General features: G+C 39.8%; 18 protein-coding genes and 1 pseudogene. 11 read left to right on the forward strand and 8 right to left on the reverse strand.

The window, feature by feature from the left end; all coding sequences use genetic code 11:
* Nucleotides 1-31: 31 nt before the first annotated feature.
* The gene (gene fdhA, locus MTN95_RS08385; RefSeq protein ID WP_248337732.1) at nucleotides 32-1,258 is read left to right on the forward strand and encodes a formaldehyde dehydrogenase, glutathione-independent; all 1,227 of its coding nucleotides are present in this window, start codon (nucleotides 32-34) and stop codon (nucleotides 1,256-1,258) included.
* Nucleotides 1,259-1,293: 35 nt separating this feature from the next.
* Here the strand turns inward: fdhA and MTN95_RS08390 are convergent.
* A pseudogene (locus MTN95_RS08390) lies at nucleotides 1,294-1,704 on the reverse strand (hypothetical protein); the annotation flags it as partial.
* Between the two features lie 184 nt (nucleotides 1,705-1,888).
* Here MTN95_RS08390 and MTN95_RS08395 point away from each other — a divergent pair.
* Both MTN95_RS08395 and rlmH read left to right on the forward strand, forming a co-directional pair.
* Nucleotides 1,889-2,059 carry a CxxH/CxxC protein gene (locus tag MTN95_RS08395; RefSeq protein WP_003236479.1) on the forward strand — a complete coding sequence of 57 codons (171 nt, stop codon included), beginning with the start codon at nucleotides 1,889-1,891 and terminating at the stop codon, nucleotides 2,057-2,059.
* Nucleotides 2,060-2,139: 80 nt separating this feature from the next.
* On the forward strand, nucleotides 2,140-2,619 hold the full coding sequence (gene rlmH / locus MTN95_RS08400) for a 23S rRNA (pseudouridine(1915)-N(3))-methyltransferase RlmH (RefSeq protein ID WP_003243164.1): 480 nt from the start codon (nucleotides 2,140-2,142) through the stop codon (nucleotides 2,617-2,619).
* 123 nt (nucleotides 2,620-2,742) lie between these two features.
* Here the strand turns inward: rlmH and MTN95_RS08405 are convergent, their stop codons facing one another.
* Together MTN95_RS08405 and MTN95_RS08410 are read right to left on the reverse strand one after the other, a co-directional pair.
* Nucleotides 2,743-3,342 carry a ScaI family restriction endonuclease gene (locus MTN95_RS08405; protein WP_248337734.1) on the reverse strand — a complete coding sequence of 200 codons (600 nt, stop codon included), beginning with the start codon at nucleotides 3,340-3,342 and terminating at the stop codon, nucleotides 2,743-2,745.
* A 103-nt stretch (nucleotides 3,343-3,445) separates the two neighbouring features.
* On the reverse strand, nucleotides 3,446-5,716 hold the full coding sequence (locus tag MTN95_RS08410) for a hypothetical protein (RefSeq protein WP_248337736.1): 2,271 nt from the start codon (nucleotides 5,714-5,716) through the stop codon (nucleotides 3,446-3,448).
* A gap of 299 nt (nucleotides 5,717-6,015) precedes the next feature.
* Here MTN95_RS08410 and MTN95_RS08415 point away from each other — a divergent pair, with 299 nt between their 5' ends.
* The 5 genes from MTN95_RS08415 (at nucleotide 6,016) to MTN95_RS08435 (ending at nucleotide 9,772) form a co-directional block, all read left to right on the forward strand.
* On the forward strand, nucleotides 6,016-6,495 hold the full coding sequence (locus tag MTN95_RS08415; RefSeq protein ID WP_248337738.1) for a JAB domain-containing protein: 480 nt from the start codon (nucleotides 6,016-6,018) through the stop codon (nucleotides 6,493-6,495).
* Between the two features lie 12 nt (nucleotides 6,496-6,507).
* Entirely contained in the window at nucleotides 6,508-6,831 is a 324-nt protein-coding gene (locus MTN95_RS08420; RefSeq protein ID WP_248337740.1) for a hypothetical protein, read from the forward strand.
* Entirely contained in the window at nucleotides 6,828-7,064 is a 237-nt protein-coding gene (locus tag MTN95_RS08425) for a hypothetical protein (RefSeq protein WP_248337742.1), read from the forward strand. Before MTN95_RS08420 ends, MTN95_RS08425 begins: the two co-directional genes overlap by 4 nt.
* Before the next feature lie 151 nt (nucleotides 7,065-7,215).
* A complete protein-coding gene (locus MTN95_RS08430; protein ID WP_248337745.1) occupies nucleotides 7,216-8,052 on the forward strand; it encodes an HNH endonuclease family protein in 837 nt (278 codons plus the stop codon).
* Nucleotides 8,053-9,175: 1,123 nt separating this feature from the next.
* Complete coding sequence (locus MTN95_RS08435; protein WP_248337747.1) at nucleotides 9,176-9,772, forward strand: hypothetical protein; 597 nt, start codon at nucleotides 9,176-9,178, stop codon at nucleotides 9,770-9,772.
* Between the two features lie 454 nt (nucleotides 9,773-10,226).
* Here MTN95_RS08435 and fbp read toward each other — a convergent pair whose 3' ends face one another.
* The 3 genes from fbp to MTN95_RS08450 all read right to left on the reverse strand — a co-directional run bounded on the left by fbp (nucleotide 10,227) and on the right by MTN95_RS08450 (nucleotide 13,331).
* On the reverse strand, nucleotides 10,227-12,152 hold the full coding sequence (gene fbp, locus MTN95_RS08440) for a fructose-1,6-bisphosphatase (protein ID WP_248337749.1): 1,926 nt from the start codon (nucleotides 12,150-12,152) through the stop codon (nucleotides 10,227-10,229).
* A 240-nt stretch (nucleotides 12,153-12,392) separates the two neighbouring features.
* Nucleotides 12,393-12,551 carry a hypothetical protein gene (locus MTN95_RS08445; protein ID WP_105954597.1) on the reverse strand — a complete coding sequence of 53 codons (159 nt, stop codon included), beginning with the start codon at nucleotides 12,549-12,551 and terminating at the stop codon, nucleotides 12,393-12,395.
* A gap of 69 nt (nucleotides 12,552-12,620) precedes the next feature.
* Nucleotides 12,621-13,331 carry a GntR family transcriptional regulator gene (locus MTN95_RS08450; protein WP_248337751.1) on the reverse strand — a complete coding sequence of 237 codons (711 nt, stop codon included), beginning with the start codon at nucleotides 13,329-13,331 and terminating at the stop codon, nucleotides 12,621-12,623.
* Nucleotides 13,332-13,488: 157 nt separating this feature from the next.
* On the opposite strand from MTN95_RS08450, the gene MTN95_RS08455 reads away from it, so the two are divergent.
* The 3 genes from MTN95_RS08455 to MTN95_RS08465 all read left to right on the forward strand — a co-directional run bounded on the left by MTN95_RS08455 (nucleotide 13,489) and on the right by MTN95_RS08465 (nucleotide 18,453).
* The gene (locus MTN95_RS08455; RefSeq protein WP_248337753.1) at nucleotides 13,489-15,357 is read left to right on the forward strand and encodes a beta-glucoside-specific PTS transporter subunit IIABC; all 1,869 of its coding nucleotides are present in this window, start codon (nucleotides 13,489-13,491) and stop codon (nucleotides 15,355-15,357) included.
* Between the two features lie 13 nt (nucleotides 15,358-15,370).
* Nucleotides 15,371-16,810 carry a 6-phospho-beta-glucosidase gene (gene bglA / locus MTN95_RS08460; protein ID WP_248337755.1) on the forward strand — a complete coding sequence of 480 codons (1,440 nt, stop codon included), beginning with the start codon at nucleotides 15,371-15,373 and terminating at the stop codon, nucleotides 16,808-16,810.
* Between the two features lie 290 nt (nucleotides 16,811-17,100).
* Nucleotides 17,101-18,453, forward strand: a complete 1,353-nt coding sequence (locus MTN95_RS08465) for a polysaccharide pyruvyl transferase family protein (protein ID WP_105954593.1) — start codon at nucleotides 17,101-17,103, stop codon at nucleotides 18,451-18,453.
* Between the two features lie 111 nt (nucleotides 18,454-18,564).
* Here the strand turns inward: MTN95_RS08465 and ahpF are convergent, their stop codons facing one another.
* Nucleotides 18,565-20,094: an alkyl hydroperoxide reductase subunit F gene (ahpF, locus tag MTN95_RS08470; RefSeq protein WP_095712603.1), complete on the reverse strand. Its 1,530-nt coding sequence runs from the start codon at nucleotides 20,092-20,094 to the stop codon at nucleotides 18,565-18,567.
* A gap of 13 nt (nucleotides 20,095-20,107) precedes the next feature.
* On the reverse strand, nucleotides 20,108-20,671 hold the full coding sequence (gene ahpC, locus MTN95_RS08475; protein ID WP_024123485.1) for an alkyl hydroperoxide reductase subunit C: 564 nt from the start codon (nucleotides 20,669-20,671) through the stop codon (nucleotides 20,108-20,110).
* Nucleotides 20,672-20,822: the final 151 nt, after the last annotated feature.

The following is a 20,822-nucleotide window of genomic DNA, read 5'->3' on the forward strand; positions in this document are numbered from 1 at the left end:
ATGTTCAAGGACGCAAAGTCCAAACACATGAATGGGAGGAATGGCGTTGACAGGAAACAAAGCGGTTGTGTACAAAGGCAAAGGAAACGTGGCGGTGGAGGATATCGGCTATCCGGAGTTAATCTTGAGGGACGGGCCCGGCGTTCCGAAGGCGAATGTAAACCGGAAATGTGAGCACGGGGTCATTTTGAAGGTGATTACCACAAACATTTGCGGAAGCGACCAGCACATGGTCAGAGGCCGCACGACGGCCCCTGACGGCTTGGTGCTCGGGCATGAAATTACGGGAGAAGTCATTGAAACGGGTCGGGACGTTGAATTTATCAAAAAAGGCGACATTGTATCAGTGCCCTTCAACATTGCCTGCGGACGCTGTGTGATGTGCAGAACGCAGAAAACGCATGTGTGCCTGAATGTCAATCCGGACCGGCCTGGATCGGCTTACGGTTACGTCGATATGGGCGGCTGGGTCGGCGGGCAGTCGGAATACGTCATGGTGCCGTACGCTGATTTTCAGCTGTTGGTCTTCCCGGATAAAGAACAGGCGTTAGATAAAATTCTTGATTTAACCATGCTGTCCGACATTTTTCCGACCGGATTTCACGGGGCATATACAGCGGGCGTGCAAACAGGGTCGACCGTCTATATCGCAGGAGCCGGGCCTGTCGGCTTAGCCGCCGCACACTCCGCCCAGCTGCTTGGCGCTTCCACAGTGATTGTAGGCGATTTGAATGAAGACAGACTGGCACAGGCGAGAAGTTTCGGCTGCGAAACGGTCAACGTACAAAAACACGACCGCCTCGGCGAGCAAATTGAACAAATACTAGGTGAACCGACCGTGGATGCCGCAGTGGACTGTGTTGGTTTTGAAGCATCAGGACACGGCAATCAAGGAGAAGCGCCAGCCGCCGTGCTGAACTCGATCATGGATGTCACCCAGGTTGGCGGAAGTCTCGGTATTCCAGGCTTATACGTGACGGAAGATCCCGGTGCAAAGGATGCGGACGCCAAAACAGGCTCATTAAAAATCCGTTTCGGACTCGGCTGGGCCAAAGCCCACACCTTCGTCACCGGACAAACACCCGCTATGACATACAACCGCAACTTGATGAAAGCGATCCTGAGCGGCAGGGCGCAAATCGCAAAAGCCGTCAACGCCACTGTCATTTCTTTGGACGACGCGCCAAAAGGATACAGCGATTTTGACAAAGGAGCGGCGAAGAAATTTGTGATTGATCCGCATGGAACATTGAAATAAAAAAAAGCCGGCGGTTCAATCGAACGCCGGCTTTTTTGCTGATAATCGGTTTCTTCAAAGCGATCTCCTGATTCGTCTTGGACAATTAAATCCCCTTCGATTTTGTCCAGTCCAATCAGAATATAAGGGTTTTTCTCATTTTCCTCGGGAGCCGGCTTTCGTTTCACAGTTACAATCGTTTCTTTAGGCGAGTATTTGACGTCTGACACCTCAAGCTTCTTATCCTTCTCGCTGCTTCCGAGAGACACCACGACCATTTTTTTGCCTTCTGATATGGTGAAGACTTGGTATCCTTTCACATCATCATGTGTTTGAAGGTAATTTGCGTATAATTCTAGCTCGGAACTGCCTTCACCGATCCGATCCTTCTCTAACACCCAATAAGACGGCTGACACCCAGCAAGCAGCAACATGATCACAAAAAGCCAAACCAATCTGAAGCGCACATGCAGACCTCCCCAAACATCGGTTACATCCAAACTAACATACAAGCGAAATAGAGTCATCAACAGCTTGTTTGTCGATTTGTGGATAAAACTCAGCCCGAAGCACTACTAACATGTGAATAAATAGGTTATATTGGGAAGAGAATATTTGCAAAAATGCAAGAAACCATCGGAGGATTTGAACATGAAACAAACGTATTATTCCTGTGAAGAACACATCGAAACCGTGCTGGATATGTACATAGATGACCACGAGCTGCCGCCCGAAATCAGAAAAATCGAACATACTAACAGTTTATCCACAGCCTGTGAATTATGTGGAGACCCCGCAGTATATATAGTGGGGAACGAATGATCTTACACAAAATACAGAAAAGATATCCACAATTGTGGACAACATATATGAATAACTTGTTTCTAAAGTGGGGATGACCTGTGAATATCAATATTGTGACAATCGGAAAACTAAAAGAAAAATACCTCAAGCAAGGCATTGAAGAATACACCAAACGACTTTCGGCCTACGCAAAAATCGACATCATCGAACTCCCGGACGAAAAAGCGCCGGAAAACCTAAGCGACCAGGACATGAAAATCATAAAAGACAAAGAAGGCGACCGCATCCTATCCAAAATCAGCCCCGACGCCCACGTCATCGCTCTCGCCATCGAAGGAAAAATGAAAACATCCGAAGAACTAGCCGATACAATAGATAAGCTGGCTACTTATGGAAAAAGCAAAGTCACCTTCGTCATCGGAGGATCACTTGGATTAAGTGATACGGTGATGAAGCGAGCGGATGAAAAGCTGTCATTCTCGAAAATGACGTTTCCTCATCAGTTGATGCGTCTCATACTAGTTGAGCAGATTTATCGGGCATTTCGGATTAATCGTGGGGAGCCTTATCATAAGTGAATGAGGTTTTTACTCTGATTACCGGGAATATCACACATTTGGAATACTATGTGTAGCTTTGTTGTATTTATAAAAAGGATTTACAAATTAACTCTTAATCAAAAATAGCAGGGAAAACCCCTGCTATTTTTGATATATAAGTTTTAGTTTATTATCCCTGGCTTCTTTAGAAATTGGAGCAGCTTGCCCGGTTTGAGATTTCTGTGCTTTCCAATCCGTATGGTCTATCCATCCAAATCTAATTTTTTTAATTTCCGGCTTGTTAGCAGGATTTTCTACGTCAAACTTTTCAAAATTAACGGTAATATAATATCCGGATTTAGATTTACCAGAACTATTTTCACTATTTTCTTGTCCATAACTTCTATTTCCGTATACGTTATTTGGATTAGAAGATGTTTTAATTTCTACAGAGTAATCATTATCAGGTATATAGACAATGTCCTTATCTTCTTTAATGATTTCTTTGCGCCAATACTGAGGGAATTTTCTACTTAACAAAGCGGGAATTAATTCGTGTAGGTAATTTCCCATAATTTGCGGACTAGGGAAAACATCTACCCCTATTTGTAGTTCCCCGCCGATTTTCGTTTCTAAAATTCTTTCCCACGCTTCTAATACGATACTTACTATATCGTCAGTATTTAAGGGATGGTTGCCAACTAACTCTTCAGTAACATTAATCCATTGCTCCATTGGTAAATTATCATACGGTGATGTCATAACAATGCAAATCCTTTCAAGTTATATACTGACAATTGTATCATGTAACTTAAAAAAAATTCATTGCATTATAAAAAAAATCACTCATGAGAGAGTGATTTTTTTAGCTCTTTTCTACTTTAAGTAAGTTTTGCAAGAATACTTTACCTTGGGAATTTGACCACCAACCAGTTCTTTTTTCTACAATGTTATAATCTTCAAAGATTTCATCTAATTGTTTAAGAAGAGTTTTTACTCGGATAATTATATTGTCCAGAGTGTCCCAACTAGACACGTGATAAGAAAAACAATTAACGAAAAATTGAGAAATGAAAATGTTTTCTATATCTCTGATAGTAACTTCTGCATTAATGTCATTTAGCCTTCGTACGAAATTGTTTGTATTTTCCAAAGATTTAACTTCTATAGTATTAAAAGAGAAGTTTTCTTCAGGCTTCTCATTTCTTTTTTTACAAACTAAAAAGATGTCAAATGCAATTGAATTTTTAGCTGAAGTATGAGCTCCTGTTCTTGTTTCTGAGTGGATTGGGTAAGCTGCAACAATCTCAAAATTTGCTGCAACCAATGATTTAATAACTGAAATCCACCCATCAAGACTATTGTCATGGAAGGTAAACATTAAGTAACCTTCATCTTTAAGCGTTCTATTACCTTCGAGGAAGATTTGAGTTAATCCTTGAGAATAGTCATCAAAAGTTTTTTGTTGAACAGTATTTACAATAACCTCTTCTACTTTTGGAGAAGTAGGTGTGTTAAAACCTATCTCTTTTCCGAACTTTGTTGAACTAATCCAAACGTGGAAGAAGTCAATTAATTCCGAGTACATTATGTTGCTTCCATATGGTGGGTCTGTGAGGATTACATCTACAGAACCTGAAGGTATATGTTCTAACTTTCTTGAATCTAAATTTGTAATTAAAGGTTGATTTTTATTCAAATGTTTATATTCAGTAACTGGATTAGCACTTACTATGTCACTCGAATATATTTTGCCAGACTTTCCGTTAGTCACTGAAATATCATATATGTTTTTATTGAACTCTTTTCCTTTTATGATTTTATTTACTGCCTTAATAAAAGTACCGGTTCCCAGTTTAGTTCCCCAAACGTTATTTTCAACAGGCATACTAATTGGAACATAAGCGTGATTGAAAAATATATTAGATATTTTAGATGCATTATGTTGATATCTGCAAAAGGTGTTGTTCATTTCTAATGATGCTGAGAATGCTAACATAAACCAAAATTTAGAATCTGTATCTTCTAGTGCATCAATTTCTTTTAATAATAAGCCTAGACATAATAATTGCTTGTCCGTAAATAAATCCGAAAACTTTTTATAGCCATGATTTATCATTTGGTTAGTATTATAGCCTGCTGGGATTAGTTGTTCCGGTATGACCAATTCATCTTTAAGTTCTTGAAATTCCCTTAATGCAGTTTCATGTAAACGTAAGTCTTTTTCTGAGATTCCTTTGTAATCATGACTTTTACAATTACCACAGTAATATTCTTGAGCAATAATTTTTGTCTTCCTGGGATACCCAGTCGAGTCATCTAAGTCTCGTAACATAAAGCTTTCTCCTGTATCAGGACAGGTATATTTTCCTCTTTCTACAAATCCACTATTGGGGGAGTCAATTTTATATTCACATTTTGGGCAGTGTGCGTGTCCTGTTTGGAAGTCATCTTTAAAAAGAGTATTACATTCTGGACAACATAGAGTGTATGTTCCTTTTTTAGAAACGATTATAAAGTTAGAATAAAGGTCATGCGTTTTATTGGTTGTTGAAGTACGGGCCTGCTTTACGTGAAAGTTATACATTACATCTGCTTCTTTGTTACACTCAGGGCAGTCAGTTTTAAAGTAAGATTTTATTTTTTGCCCCACTTTTTTTTCTAAGGTATCAAGATGTCTTTTTAGTTTTTTTTCATCTAATGGGCGTACTTCTGCTTCAGTTACAAATTTCGAAAGAGGTTGTAAGTCATTACCAATAACATTTGCCCCAATTCTGAGAGACTCAAAAATAGTTGTCCCTCCACCCATAAAAGGGTCTAAAATGGTTAGGTTATCTCCCTCGGAAAGTTGATTCGAATCATAGAACCTGCTCCAAATATCAGACTCCTTTTCAAAAAGAAGGCTAAGAAGTGCTAATCTAAAGTTGCAAGTCGTTCTTCTAGCAAAGTATTTATGAATGAAGAAAATAGGCTTCTTTCGACTTGCCTCTTTACGTGATACTTCATATATTTTATCAAAAGGAAAATCTTTTAATATTGCAGGGTTTTGTAAAGAAGAACTTGAGAATTTTCCGTTCGATTCTTGATTTTCATCGTTTTGAAATTCATCAAGGTCTAATAAAGATAGTTGCTCCATTGGTGAAACCTCCTTTTTAGGATACCAAGTATTTTATTATATCATCTTTGGAATTTAATCAAATTAGAAATTATTATCAATAGAAATATTCCTCCTTTTGTCACATTAGAAAAATAATATATATTTAATCAGATAATTAATCCATACGAGAACCTATGTTCTTATTTTAACATACATCGTTGCTAAAAAGTCTTAATTTAGTCAATCAAAAATTTTACTTTCACTACCGTAATAACAATGGTTTTAAATATATATTATTAACTCGAAGGAACCACAATAAAACTATTTGGAGGATGTAAATGATTACAAAACAAAACCAGGGTGAAAATTTTGAAATAGTAGCAAAAAGGGTTAACATTGTTTCAGTCAAGCTAGTTAAAGAATCTAGCCTCCTTTATAAAAGAAGAAGTATCCGTTCACCACAGGATGCGTATGAATTATTAAAAGAATTCTTAGAAGATAAAGACCGGGAGCACTTCATTGTTGTAACCTTAGACACCAAGAACCAACCTGTATCCATAAATGTCTGCCATATCGGTAGCTTAAATGCCAGCATCGTTAGTCCTCGTGAAGTTATGAAATCGGCTATTTTGTCATCTGCAGCGAGCATCATGGTAGCCCATAATCATCCTTCTGGTGAAACCACTCCATCAAGAGAAGACGTGGATGTTACAAAACGTCTTGCTGAAGCAGGTAAGCTGATGGGTATTGAGCTCTTGGACCATCTAATAATAGGAGAGGGAAAATACACATCCTTGAAAGAAAAAGGATATATTTAAGGGGGAAGGTCAATGTGCTATTATAACGCGGAACATTTCGCTATCTTCATGTCTTTACAATTTGGAATCGATGTTGATGAAGAACAAGTTGGAGAGGAGTCAGTTCTTTTGTATAAAGAGGAACTTGATGAAAACTTTGTGACAGGAGAATTGCTTAGTATTTCTCCTGAAATGGTATTGGTTCATTATTGTGTTTACAATAAAGAAGAACATGAGTGGTTGGTTTGTGTAGCATTAAATGCTGATACGAACCAACCACTCTTTTTAGTTTGTCTGAAAAATGACGAAAAAATCTACGAAGAAGTATTACTGCGAGATGAGGATAATGAGAAATGATATATACAGCATATATTAATGAATTAGAAGAACGTTCTTATCAACACGTAAGCTTTGATATGGAAGATTGGTCTTTTGTCTATTTTTCAGCGAATGATAAGGGAGAAGAAATCGAAATAAAGATTTGTCTCGAAAGCGAAAATATTTATCAACGAAAAATGGGATTTGAAGATTGGGGGTACGTGGATTACTTAGAAGGGGATATTGTCTTAAGTGATATTAGTGTAAAATAAAGAATAAAAAATCGGAAACGAGATTCCGAAATTATTTTATTATTATATGTTTTATTTAAGAGCTTTAGAAAATGATAGAAATACAACGACACCAGGGATAAGGAAATACTATTCAAGGAATACTTTTGATCAGTTATATAAAAGCGATGTGATGAACAATCTACATAAGATTGTAGTTATTAATCGTGTAGAAATTGAAGATGAAAATTGGTCGAAAAATATTAAAATTAAACAAGTTCTTGACGGATTATCTTCGTATCCAAATGAATTTTGGAAATATCCAGTGGTTATTTACTATCTTAAATATAATGGTTCCCAAGATTTTGAAGAACTATTTCTGAAATTTCTCAAGAAATTACTCGCAGTTCTGGCGGCACAGTACATTGTTACACCAACTATTAATGCTGTAAAACGAGGAATTTTGAAATTAAACTGTGAAATTATTAGATCGTCTATGCCCATATTTGATTTTACTAAAGTAGATGAACAGGAATTAAAAGTAAAGGTTAGGACGGCTCACCGTAATACTGTCCGTATGATATTAAAGATTCTTGCTTATCAACGCCAAGAGGAACTACTCCCTGAGAAATGGGAGATAGAGCATATACTTCCTCAGAAATGGCAATCAAGTTATTTTCCAAGTAATTCAGATGGAGAGGTAAAAGAGTTAGTGGAACATATAGGGAATAAAATTCCTTTTGAAAAAAAGCTGAACATTATTGCAAGTAACGGTTACTTTAAAAAGAAACAAGAGAGTTATGAGAAATCAAAAGTGCAGTTATTACTTGACCTTTCTAAGCAGCGTGAAATTTGGGGGCTAGATGAAATTCGTGAGAGAGATATTCGGGTTTCAGACGAGTTGTTAATGTTACTAAAGGATTGGGGATTAAATCAATCAGATCTCCCAGTTCAAGAGGAACATTCTATAATTCCAACCGCTAAAGAATCAAAGATAATTGAAGAGTTAAAGAGAAAAGGTTTAATTTAAGAGAAGTTGAACTAGCCCGTAAAACATTATCATTACAATGTAAAGCAGTACTAAAGTTAATAATAAATTTGAGCTCCGAATACTAAGGGAGTATTATTTGTTGGACAAGAATAGAGAAAGCGGCGTAAAAAAACACGCTTTCTCCTTTTGTTATGGAACTAACAAAAAATGAATCTTATTAGAGTGCCAAACCTCACTTTGACCTACCATGGTGAGCCTTATCATAAAGAAAATGTTAGTAGGAATAGACTTTATATATACTAATTTAAAAAATATTTTTAAAGAAAGTTATTTAGAAGATGTAATTTTTTTTGGTGTAAATCTTAAAGATACTGATTTTTTCTAATGCTAAATTTTAAAACGTGTATTTTATTAATGCAAATATTAAAGTTGCTAAAAATTTAGATATTACTAATAAGGCATTAAAATAGTAAATAAATACCCAACCAATGAATTTGAATAAGAAGTGAAAAGCACTTTGAAAAATATGGTTTTTAATGAACGGCTTTATAAACATCATGTATTACATGTTAGTAAAGATAAGGTAAATAAATGGTTTATACAACTGTTATTAAATGAGTTTACTCAAAATGAGTTGTATAGAGCTTTAGAAAATCCCAATAGACGATCTACTAATTTCTATTCTACACATACCATAGTTATAGAAAATTTGTTTTAAATTATTTGAAAAAATTATACAATTTATTTGTCGCCTCGGAATTGTGAAAACGATGAAATGCTAGGGAGCAATGGAGACATATGCAAATAGCTGGTATTCAGGAGGGGATGTCTATGATTAGTGACACTGCTACAATCTTTGTTTTTTTGTCGGACTAGTTGGTGTCTTATATCGCTTTATAATTAATTAATGACGTCTTTCCTCGATTACTCGAGGTATTCTAATCTTTATTAAATATACTGTGAGAAAAAAATCTCTTAAATGAGCTGTCATTAAATTGATAGTTCATTTTTGTTAACCTATTAATTTTCAAACTAATAAAATATGAAAAATATTTTTTTGAGATCGAATAAGGTAGAGAACCTTAAATAGAAAACAGAGGTGAGTTGCATCATAATAAGTAGATGAGGTTTTATTTTGTATAATAGTGAAGGAGTAAAATTAATGGAACATAACAATAAATCATTTATTTCTTTGAGGTACACTAAGGACGACTTTTTAGATTTAGGTATTAAATTAAATTCGAACGATAACTGGGATGATGCTATAAAAATTTTTGATGATAGAATCAAAGGTAGATATTTAAATATAATAGATAATTTAATTCAAGAAGATGAATTAATAATAGATGGATTTGCAATAATGGCTCTTAATTGTTTATTAATAGAGACGCTATTACAATTTAGGTATGGATGGGATGAAACAAAGGGTGGAAATAAAAAAAGTTATTCTGAATTTTTATCAAACGTTTTCCCAGATATTTTTAATAAAAAAATAGCCAATATATTTTATTCAGATATTAGATGTGGAATACTTCATTCAGCACAAACTAAAGGAAAGAGTAAACTAACATTTAATCAAGATTATGCAGTGAAGCTAATGAAAACAGAGGATAAGGACTATATCAAGGTTGATGTAGGAAATATTACATCGGAAATTATAAGGTATTACAATTCATATAAAGAGATGCTTCGAGATCCAAATTCAAATAATATAAGAGAAAACTTTAGAAAAAAAATGATATATATTTGTTTGAAATGACACTTCTGAAATTACAAGCAAACAGTCTAATTAATGGTTAGACTGTTTTTTCTTATCTTATTTTAGTCCTGAATTATTATTTTCGGGGGAATTTCAATAATAGGCATCTCAAGTTTACTCTAACATCATACTGGGAGGTATTAAAAATATGGAACAAAAACAATAATTTTTCAGTAATAATTTACTAGTTGTTTTATGAGCGACATGAATTGATTTTTGGCCTGTAAGGAACTAAATTCAACATAATGGAGTGTATATAAGAGTTGTTTATAGAAAAAGTTCATACTTCAATATCTTGATTTATTAAGTTATTCTCATATGAGAATAAAATCAAATTTTCACCATATTATACGCACTTATGAATGAGCAAAAAACCAGACTTGTTAGCAATTTGATGTACTAAGTAAGTAACGCAAGAAAGAGCCCAGAGAATAATCCCTGAACCCCACATCCCTCACTTCATATACCGATACTCCCGCAAACTCTCTAAAATAGCCACCTCCTGCAACAGTTCCTCACCCACATTCGTTTCCTTCACTTTCTTCCGCTCAAGCTCTTTGTCCACTAATCGTTTCACCGTTAAGACGTCAGTTCCGGTGCTTAGGACTTCTGCCTTGGAGTTGAAGTGTTTATGGGCGACGAGCTGCATGCCGTAGGAGTTGTATAGCAGCGTGTAGCCGGCGATGCCTGTTGTGGATTGGTAGGCTTTGGAGAAGCCGCCGTCGATGACGATCATTTTTCCGTTTGCTTTGATTGGGTCTTCTCCTTCGATTTCTTTTACGGGTGTATGGCCGTTGATGATATGGCCATGATCTGGATTGAGGCCGAATTCTGCCAGGATGTTTCGGCAGGTTGCCTCGTCTTCGCGTAAATAATAATACGGGTTTTTCTTTTCTTTATGCGTTTCCTTCTCTTTAATGAAATACCGCTCAAATGTTGTCATGGCGCGTTTTCCGAAGAGGGAGGAATACTCGCCTGTCCATAAATACCAGGCCATATCTGTCGCCAGATCATCGGTTTCTTCCGGGTGGGCAAACGCTTCCCATAAGAATCGTTCAAATACATCGAGCAGCTCACGGCCCGCATACGATTTATCCTCAATCATCATCGTTTCCATATTGCCGTTTTCATCGACAGGAATACAGCCGTGAATCAACAGGTTGCCGTTATATTTTAAATAAAGGCTGCCTTTTTTCATCATAAAATTCATATGGCGGCCCAGCTTTTCGGAATGCTGGACAGAGAATAGCAGCTTGTCTATGACTTCTGCTTCTTCTTCTAATAGCTGATCTGGCTGTTCCGGATTGATTGTCGCAAAGCAGGTGTTTTCCAGTTGATATGTTTTTCCATGCAGCGTGATTTCGTTTTTGTTGTAATCTATTTTCTCTAATAACAGCCGCTCTTCCATATTAAAGTTCGGCCGTCTCTTGATAATCGGGCTCTCAAGCTTGAATTGAATCATCGCAATCGCTTGATGAATTTTTGTGATTTGCTTAATCTCAGCTTCTGGTCTGTTGTCGTCTGCTTTTGGACGAAAAGATGGATTATCATCGTAATATTTTTCGGCAAGGTTCAGCAACGGTCTTAAATTGATGCCGTAGACGTCTTCAATAATATCCAAGTTGTCATAGCGGGCACAGATGCGGATAATATTGGCCAGGCATACTTTAGAGCCAGAGTAGGCGCCGATCCAAAGGACATCGTGATTGCCCCACTGAATATCGACTGAATGATAGTTGATCAGTTCTTCCATGATCCGATCCGGCTGCGGTCCGCGGTCGTAAATATCGCCGACCACATGCAGATGGTCGACCACCAATCGCTGAACGCTGTAAGCAAGACCGGTGATTAGCTTATCTGCTTGGCCAAGTTCAATGATCTGATCAATGATTTCGGAGTAATATTGCTCCTTGTTGCCAGCTTGTTCTGTTTTGTATAGCAGCTCCTCCGTAATATAAGCAAACTGGGCAGGCAGTGCTTTGCGTAATTTGGAGCGGGTATACTTCGAGGAGCAATAAGAAACGAGCTTAATCATTCGGTTAATCGTTTCTTTATACCACTCGTTTAACGCATCTTTCGCATCAAAATCATGTTTGATTAACTTCAGTTTGTCTTCCGGATAATAGACCAACGCCGCTAATTCATCGATTTCTCTATCGTAAATGACACCACTGAAGATGTCGCGTATCTTCTCTTTGACTCGTCCTGAACCATTACGTAGCACGTGCTGGAATGCCTGATACTCCCCGTGCAAATCACTGACAAAATGCTCGGTGCCTTTTGGCAGGTTCAGTATCGCTTTTAAATTAATAATTTCCGTTACCACTTTTTCTTCACAATCGTATTTTTGTGCGAGTAAATCTAAGTACTTGCTTTCCAAAACCGTCCATCCCCTTTTTAGAATAAACCCCTATTTATGAGCATGTGCATATCAGGATAATTTAAAAGTATGTCATTATTTTTCATCATTGGACCCTTATACGATAGTAACGCATAACTCCTTTTAGAGACAATGAAAATGAGGAAAAGAGGGTGGCGAAATGAGTGAGGATAAAATGGATGAATAAAGTGAAGCACAAAAAAACCAGATTTCAGTACAAATCTGGTTTCCTATAGCCTTTCAATGCTTTTCTTTCGCCATCTTGATAAAGAGGAAAAAGATAATGAATACGATAAAGTAGTTCATTGGATTCTTAACGATGCTCATCTCTAGTGAAATCTGTAAGAGTATCCAGAGCGCAAAGATGGCTAGTATGGCAGGAATGATGATTTTGTACATGTCGACCACCTTCCATAGTTGATTGATAGAAGAGGGGTGTTTCTTCATTAGAAGCAAGGTGCAACTGCCCTACAGCAAAAAACTATTAGCCTGCACCACAAACTGCGACTGCTTATAATTATAAGAAATTTTCGAGAAATCAAACGGCTGCCCATTTGTCAGGTGAAAAATACTCTCTATATAAAGCTTCGGAAGTCCAGCCTTCAGCCCCAAATAATTCGCTTCATCCTCATTAAGCTGCCCCACGTGAAGAAACAAATCAGAAAAACCGATCTTCAGTCCCAATCCTTCCCGGATGTAATGAAAGATGGAGTGAGAAACAATTTCCTTGTTCAAATACGTCACGATGGATTTGTTGTAATAGGATTCTTCGAAGCATAGGGTTTGTCCATTGATGTAGCGGACCCTTTTGACATAGTAGACGTCTTCGTCAAGTCCGATGTTGAGATTTTCTGCCGCTTCCGGTGTTGGCTTTCGCACGTCCAGCTCAATGACTTTTGAGGTGACATTGAAATCCTCAAGGTCTTTTTTAAATCCCTGATTGGACAGAAGGCTGAGGTAGCCTTTTCGTTTATGCTTTCTAACGAAAATGCCGCTTCCTCTGAGCTGAAAGATCGCGCCTTTTTGTTCTAATAGATCCAGAGACTTTGTGATGGTGCTTTTGCTGACTTCAAACTGGGCCATGAGGGTTTCTAGCACTGGCAGTTTATCTCCCTGTGTAAGCTCGTGTTCTACTATATACTTTTCGATTTCCGCTGCGATTTGCTGGTACTTTAACATACGCATTCCTCATTTATTCGTATAGTTTCACTTGTCAAAATTATAGCATAAACCGCTTACAGAGATGATAAAGGCACAAATATTTTGTTAGAGTATTGATAAATTATACCGGTACAATTATAATGAAAGCGTAACTAAAACAAAGGGGTGGGTGAAAATGTCGGGGAAAGTGAGAGATTATACCAGACTAGCGAAAGACATTTTGGAGGCCGTAGGCGGGGAAGAGAATGTGATAGGGGCTTCTCGCTGCGCTACCAGGCTTCGCTTGGTGCTGAAGCGGTCTAAGCCGCAAGCGAAGGATATCGTTAAATCGATGCCCGGCGTGATTACGGTCGTGGAGAACAGCGGCCAATTTCAGATTGTCATTGGACAGCACGTAGGGGACGTTTTCGAAGCGTTTTCGAAGCTGGTCAATATTGATCTGTCCGATGAACAGAGTGAAAATAAAGGAACGATGTTGAACCGTGTTATCGCAACCATGTCAGCTGTGTTTGCGCCATTTGTGTACATTTTGGCTGCGGCCGGTATTTTGCAAGGTGCATTAATCATCATTAATTTATTGTTTGATGGCTTTGAGAAAACGGGAACTTATCAGGTTTTTAGTTTCATATCATGGGCGCCGTTTACGTTTTTGCCTATTTTTATCGCGATTACGGCATCAAAGCATTTTAAGACCAACACGTATATCGCTGTAGCGTGCTGTGCCGCGTTAGTCAGCCCGACATGGGCGGAGATGGCTGCTCAAATCGCAGACGGAAAGAGCATTTCTTTCTTAGGAATTGCTTTGTCGCAAACGACATACACGTCTTCCGTGCTGCCGCCATTATTTTTAGTGTGGATGTTGTCTTACCTTGAACGATTCTTGAATAAGAGAATGAACGAAGTGGTCAGACCGTTATTTGTTCCTTTTCTATGCATGGTCATTATGGTGCCAGTAACAATTGTCCTCATTGGTCCTGTGACAACGCTAGGCGCAAATGGAATTGCAAACGGTTACAACTTCTTGGCGGAAAACGTGCCGGCTTTGGCTGGAGCCATCATCGGCGCATTCTGGCAGGTCATCGTGATCTTCGGTGTACACTGGGGCATCACGCCGATGGTATTGGCAAACTTTGATTTATACGGCCGGGATTCATTCCAGGCGTATCAAACGATTGCGGTGGTTGCGCAGGTTGGGGCTGTGCTTGGCGTCATCTTAAAAGCGAAAAACAAGGAAACGAGAAAAGTCAGCGTTTCAGCTGGGGTCACAGGACTGTTTGGCATTACAGAGCCTGCGATCTACGGTGTGACCTTAAGATTTAAAAAGCCGTTTATCTTTGGGTGTATTTCCGGCGCGGTTGGTGCCATCACGGCCAGTTTCTTTAATCCGTATTACTTTGCGTATGCCGGACTTCCGGGACCTCTGACGATCGTGAATGGCATCAATGAACAATTCCCGACGTCCATCTGGGGTATTTTAATCGGTGCTGCGATTGCGGTGATTCTTCCTGTTGTGCTGATTCAGATCTTTGGCTATGGTGATGATACAGCTGCACAGCCGGAAAAGGAAAGTCTTCAAACGGCACAGGCAAATGAAGAAACCGTATATGCTCCGTTTAGCGGCAAGGTCATTCCGCTTTCTAAGGTGCCTGATGAGGTATTCAGCTCAGGTGCCATGGGACAAGGCTTGGCGATCGAGCCATCCGATAATAAGCTCTATGCTCCGTTTGACGGAACCGTCGTCATGGTTGCGCCTACAAAGCACGCGATCGGCCTTCGTTCGGCGTCTGGCGTCGAATTGCTTGTGCACATCGGGCTGGATACAGTGACGTTAGACGGAACTCCTTTTTCCTTAAAGGTGAAAGAGGGAGATACAGTCAAAAAAGGCGAGGTGCTTGCTGAATTTGATAAAGCATTCATTGAACAGAAAGGGTTAACAACGATTACTCCAGTCATCATCACCAATTCACATGCGTATCAGGAAATTCTCATCGAGGAACTTGAAGAAAGTACGCTGGATCAAAAACTATTTACAGTTGTAAGCTGAGGAGGAATAACACATGGGAAACATGCCGAAGGATTTTTTATGGGGCGGTGCATTAGCTGCCCACCAATTTGAAGGCGGATGGAATGAAGGCGGTAAAGGGCCTAGTGTCGTCGATGTGATGACAGCGGGTGCGCACGGCGTGCCGAGAAAAATCACGGAGTCCGTTGAAGAGAACGAATTTTATCCGAACCATGAAGCCATTGATTTCTATCACAGATACAAGGAAGATATCGCTTTGTTTGCGGAAATGGGATTAAAATGCTTGCGGACGTCCATCGGTTGGAGCCGGATTTTCCCGAAAGGCGATGAGGCTGAACCGAACGAAGAAGGTTTGCAATTCTACGATAATGTATTTGATGAATTGCTGAAGCATGGAATCGAGCCGGTGATTACCCTTTCTCATTTTGAACTTCCGCTGCATCTTGCAAGAGAATACGGCGGCTTCAGAAATCGCAAAGTCGTAGACTTTTTCGTCAAATTTGCTGAGGTTTGCTTCAACCGATATCAAGATAAAGTGAAGTACTGGATGACATTCAATGAGATCAATAACCAGATGGATGTGAACAACCCTCTGTTCCTATGGACGAACTCAGGTGTCGTGGTCGGAGAAAATGAAAACGCCAAGGAAGTCATGTACCAAACGGCGCACCACGAGTTACTTGCAAGTGCATTGGCTGTGGCAAAAGGTAAAGAAATCAGCCCTCAGTTCCAAATTGGGGCCATGGTGTCACACGTACCGATTTATCCTTACTCCTCTAATCCGGAAGATGTGATGCTTGCTGAAGAAGAAATGAGACAGCGTTATTTCTTCCCGGATGTGCAGGTTCGCGGTTATTATCCGAAGTATGCGTTAAAAGAGTTTGAAAGAGAAGGTTACAATATCACCTTCGAAGACGGCGATGACGAGATTTTGAGAAATGGGACAGTCGATTATTTAGGCTTCAGTTATTATATGTCGACAACTGTGAAAAGCGATGTCGAAAATGACAATACAGGAGATGTCGTAAACGGCGGGCTGCCTAATAGTGTTGAAAATCCGTACATCACCTCCAGTGACTGGGGCTGGGCGATTGATCCGACTGGTTTGAGATACACGTTAAATCGCTTTTATGATCGATACCAAATTCCATTATTCATCGTTGAAAACGGCTTTGGGGCGGTTGATACGCTGGAAGAGGACGGCGCCATCCATGACCCGGAACGAATTCAATATTTGAAATCACATATTGAAGCACTGGAAAAAGCGGTCACTTACGACGGTGTAGATTTAATCGGCTATACGCCGTGGGGCATTATTGATATTGTCTCCTTCACAACAGGCGAAATGAAAAAACGCTACGGCATGATCTATGTTGATCGTGATAACGAAGGAAACGGAACAATGAAGCGCTATAAGAAAGATTCATTTGAGTGGTACAAACAAGTCATTCAAACGAATGGTGAGGTATTATAAAGCAGATGGCCCGAATCGAGCACTTTTATTGGTGTGCCTGGTTCGGGTTTTTTGTGTGATCCGAACCGATATCCAGTAATGGGAATAGATTACCAACGCTGATCGCTATGTTATGATTTCACCTGTAAGATTCTTTTTTGTATAATTTAATATTAGAACGGAAGAAAGGGAGAGGGTTTGTGAGTAAAAAGGGATGAAAGCGGGTGTCCGGCTGAAGATTTTAAGATCATGATAGAGTTCCCTAAGCACATCTCCTGACAAAAATTTGGCGAGGAAGGGGCAACATCACATTGAAAAACATTTTAATAAGAGCTGGCATATCACCATTTGATACATTTAATGCAGCTGAAATGATTGTTCGCAACTCCATCGGCGGCAACGTAGGAAACCTAGTGTATGCTTACAGTGTGTTTCGTACGCTGATGACGGAAGAAACAACAATTACTCCTGATTATTATCGAATTAATCCGGCAGATGCTGAACAAATCAATAAAAAGTATGATATGTACATTATTCCGCTGGCAGATGCATTCCGAGAGGATTTTGTGCCTTCATTACGGAAATATACCCAATTAATCAAAAAACTAACCATTCCGGTTGTTGTAATTGGTGTTGGGTTGCGTGCTCCATTTGAACCGAAGTTAAATGAGGGTTTCCCATTTGATCAGGATGTAAAGGCATTTGTGAGTGCGGTGCTGGAGAGATCCAATATGATCGGTGTCCGCGGTGAGATTACAGCGAAATACCTTTCCAGATTAGGCTTCCGTGAAGGTGTTGACCATACGGTAATTGGCTGTCCTTCTATGTATGCGTTTGGAAGAGAACTGAAGATAAGAGAAACCAATATCACATCAGAATCGATAGTGACGGTTAACTCGTCAAGGCTGTCTCCTAAGCATGTGCTGGACTTCATTACGAGAAGCATGAAAGAGTTCCCTAATCATTACTTTATCCCGCAATGGCGGAAAGAGATGATTCTGACATATGCCGGTGCCCCTGCTTTAGCGAAGCCTGCCGATAATTATCCGGTCAGCATGGAAGACCCTGCTTATCAGAATGATAGAGTGCGGTTCTTTTTAAATGTGCCGACTTGGCTGGACTTCCTGAAACAAGCTGATTTGAGCTTTGGCGCAAGACTGCATGGAAATATCGCAGCGACGATCGCCGGAACACCGAGCCTTTTGCTGCCGAAAGATGCCAGAATGCGGGAATTAGCTGAGTACCATCAGTTAACGCATGTCATGGCAAATGAGATAACGGCTCAGACAAAACTGTCAGAATTAATTGAAACACTTGATTTCCATCAGCCTGAGAAACGGCAAGCACAAAACTTTGACCATTTTATCAGCTTCTTAAATAAAAATGAATTGGACCATATTTATAAAGAGAAGATGATTCCTGATACAGTTCCTTTTGACGAAAAGCTATCTAGCACGAAGCTTCTTCCGCCTGTGACTACAGTTAGCGGCTGCAGTTCTACAGAAACAGCTAAACGCTGGGAAGCGCTTGTGGCATTAGAAAATGCAAAAAAGGAAAAAACCATTAAAGATCTGAAAAACAAGGTCAAAAAGTATCAAGGTACTTTAAATAGAAAATCAGTGCGTTTCGCTTTAAAAACAGCAAATATGCTTAGTGTGAAGTGACGATTCACACTACAATATTACAATTCTATTACAAGTGGATAAAATATGCAATATGGTGTAAAAAAGAAAGCCTCTATGCTGCCAATCAGGCAATATAGAGGCTTTCTTGTATTAGTTACGGATAAGGTAATCAAACGCGCCTAAAGCGGCAGTTGCTCCTGATCCCATTGAAATAATGATTTGGTTGTAAGGACCGTCTGTGCAGTCGCCGGCAGCGAATAAGCCTGGGACGCTTGTGGCGCCATTTTTGTCGACTACGATTTCGCCGATGCGGTTGCGTTCAACGGTTTCGTCTAACCATTCTGTGTTTGGCACGAGACCGATTTGGACGAATACACCTTGGAGTTCAACGTGTTTTTCTTCGCCTGTTTCGCGGTCTGTGTACGTGATGCCGTTTACGCTCTGATCGCCTGTGATTTCTTTTGTTTGTGCATTTTTGAGTACAGTGACGTTTGGCAGGCTGTAGAGACGTTTTTGCAAGACTTCGTCTGCCTTCAGTTCCGGCGCGAACTCTAGCACAGTGACGTGATTGACAATACCTGCAAGATCTATCGCTGCTTCGATACCAGAGTTTCCGCCGCCGATAACGGCTACGTCTTTGCCTTCAAACAATGGGCCATCACAATGCGGGCAGTAAGCGACACCTTTGTTTTTGAACTCTTGTTCACCAGGTACGTTGACATTGCGCCAGCGGGCACCTGTTGAAAGGATGACTGTCTTACTTTTTAGGACAGCACCGTTTTCGAGTTCAAGTTCGAACAGATCTTTTTTCTCAAGTCGTTTTGCGCGCTGAAGGTTCATGACATCAATATCATATTCCTTCACGTGCTCTTCAAGACTTGCAGCAAGCTTCGGTCCTTCAGTTGCTTTTACGCTGATGAAGTTTTCGATGCTCATTGTGTCGAGAACCTGTCCGCCGAAGCGTTCAGCGACAACACCTGTGCGGATTCCTTTACGTGCCGTATAAATGGCTGCACTTGCGCCGGCAGGTCCGCCGCCGACAACAAGAACGTCGTAAGGATCTTTGTCAGCGAACTCAGATGCATCTGCTCCGCTGCCCATTTTCGCAAGAATCTCTTCGAGGGTCATACGGCCGCTTCCGAAGGATTCGCCGTTTAGGTAAACCGTTGGCACTGCCATAATGTTTTTGCTTTCAACTTCTGATTTGTATGCCGCACCGTCAATCATGGTGTGAGTGATGTTCGGGTTCAGCACGCTCATCATGTTTAAAGCTTGTACAACATCAGGACAGTTGTGGCATGTCAGGCTGATATAAGATTCAAAGTGGTATTCACCGCTGATCTTCTTCACCTGATCAATGACTTTCTGATCTACCTTAGGCGGTCTGCCGCTCACTTGCAGCAATGCCAACACTAAAGAAGTGAATTCGTGTCCAAGAGGAATACCGGCGAAAGTGACGCCAGTGTCTTCTCCGACGCGGTTCACACTGAAGCTTGGCGTTCTGTTCAATTCAGCTTTTTCAACAGTGATTTTAGATGACATGGAAGCCAGCTCATCAACGAGAGCCAGCATGTCCTTAGAAGTGTCATCTTCACCTGCACTCACTTTGAGAACAATGTCGTTCTCAATTAGCTGCATGTATTGATTTAATTGTGCTTTGATATTTGGATCAAGTACCAATGGAATGCACTCCTTAGATTTTACCTACTAGATCAAGGCTAGGTGTAAGAGTTTCGCCGCCTTCTTCCCATTTAGCCGGGCAAACTTCACCTGGGTTTTGACGAACGTATTGTGCTGCTTTTACTTTGCTGATCAGGTTGCTTGCGTCACGGCCGATACCGCCTGCATTGATTTCAACAGTTTGGATCACGCCATCTGGATCGATGATGAATGTTCCGCGGTCAGCAAGACCAGATTCTTCGTCAAGAACATCGAAGTTGCGAGAGATCGTTTGAGATGGGTCACCGATCATTGCGTAAGTGATTTTGCCGATTTTTTCAGAGCTGTCATGCCAGCCTTTGTGTACGAAGTGAGTATCTGTAGAGATAGAGTACACTTCAACACCTAATTCTTTAAGTGCAGCGTATTGGTTTTGAAGATCTTCAAGCTCAGTTGGGCATACGAAAGAGAAATCTGCTGGGTAGAAGCAGAATACGCTCCATTGACCTTTTAGAGATTCGTTTGTTACATCGATGAATTCACCGTTTTTGAATGCTTTTGCTTCGAATGGTTGTACTTCTTTACCGATTAAAGACATAATGTTATTCCTCCTAAAAATGGTTTAGAAAGCAATAGTGCTTTCAATAATAATTCTAATTATATATGAATTATTAATTAATATATATTTTTTGTCAAGACAAAACCCCTTAATTATTTTCTCTTTTTCCTTTCATCGTGTAGGAAAGTGC

The sequence above is a fragment of the Bacillus sp. 2CMS4F genome, from assembly GCF_023161785.1.
Taxonomy (GTDB): Bacteria; Bacillota; Bacilli; order Bacillales; family Bacillaceae; genus Bacillus; species Bacillus halotolerans.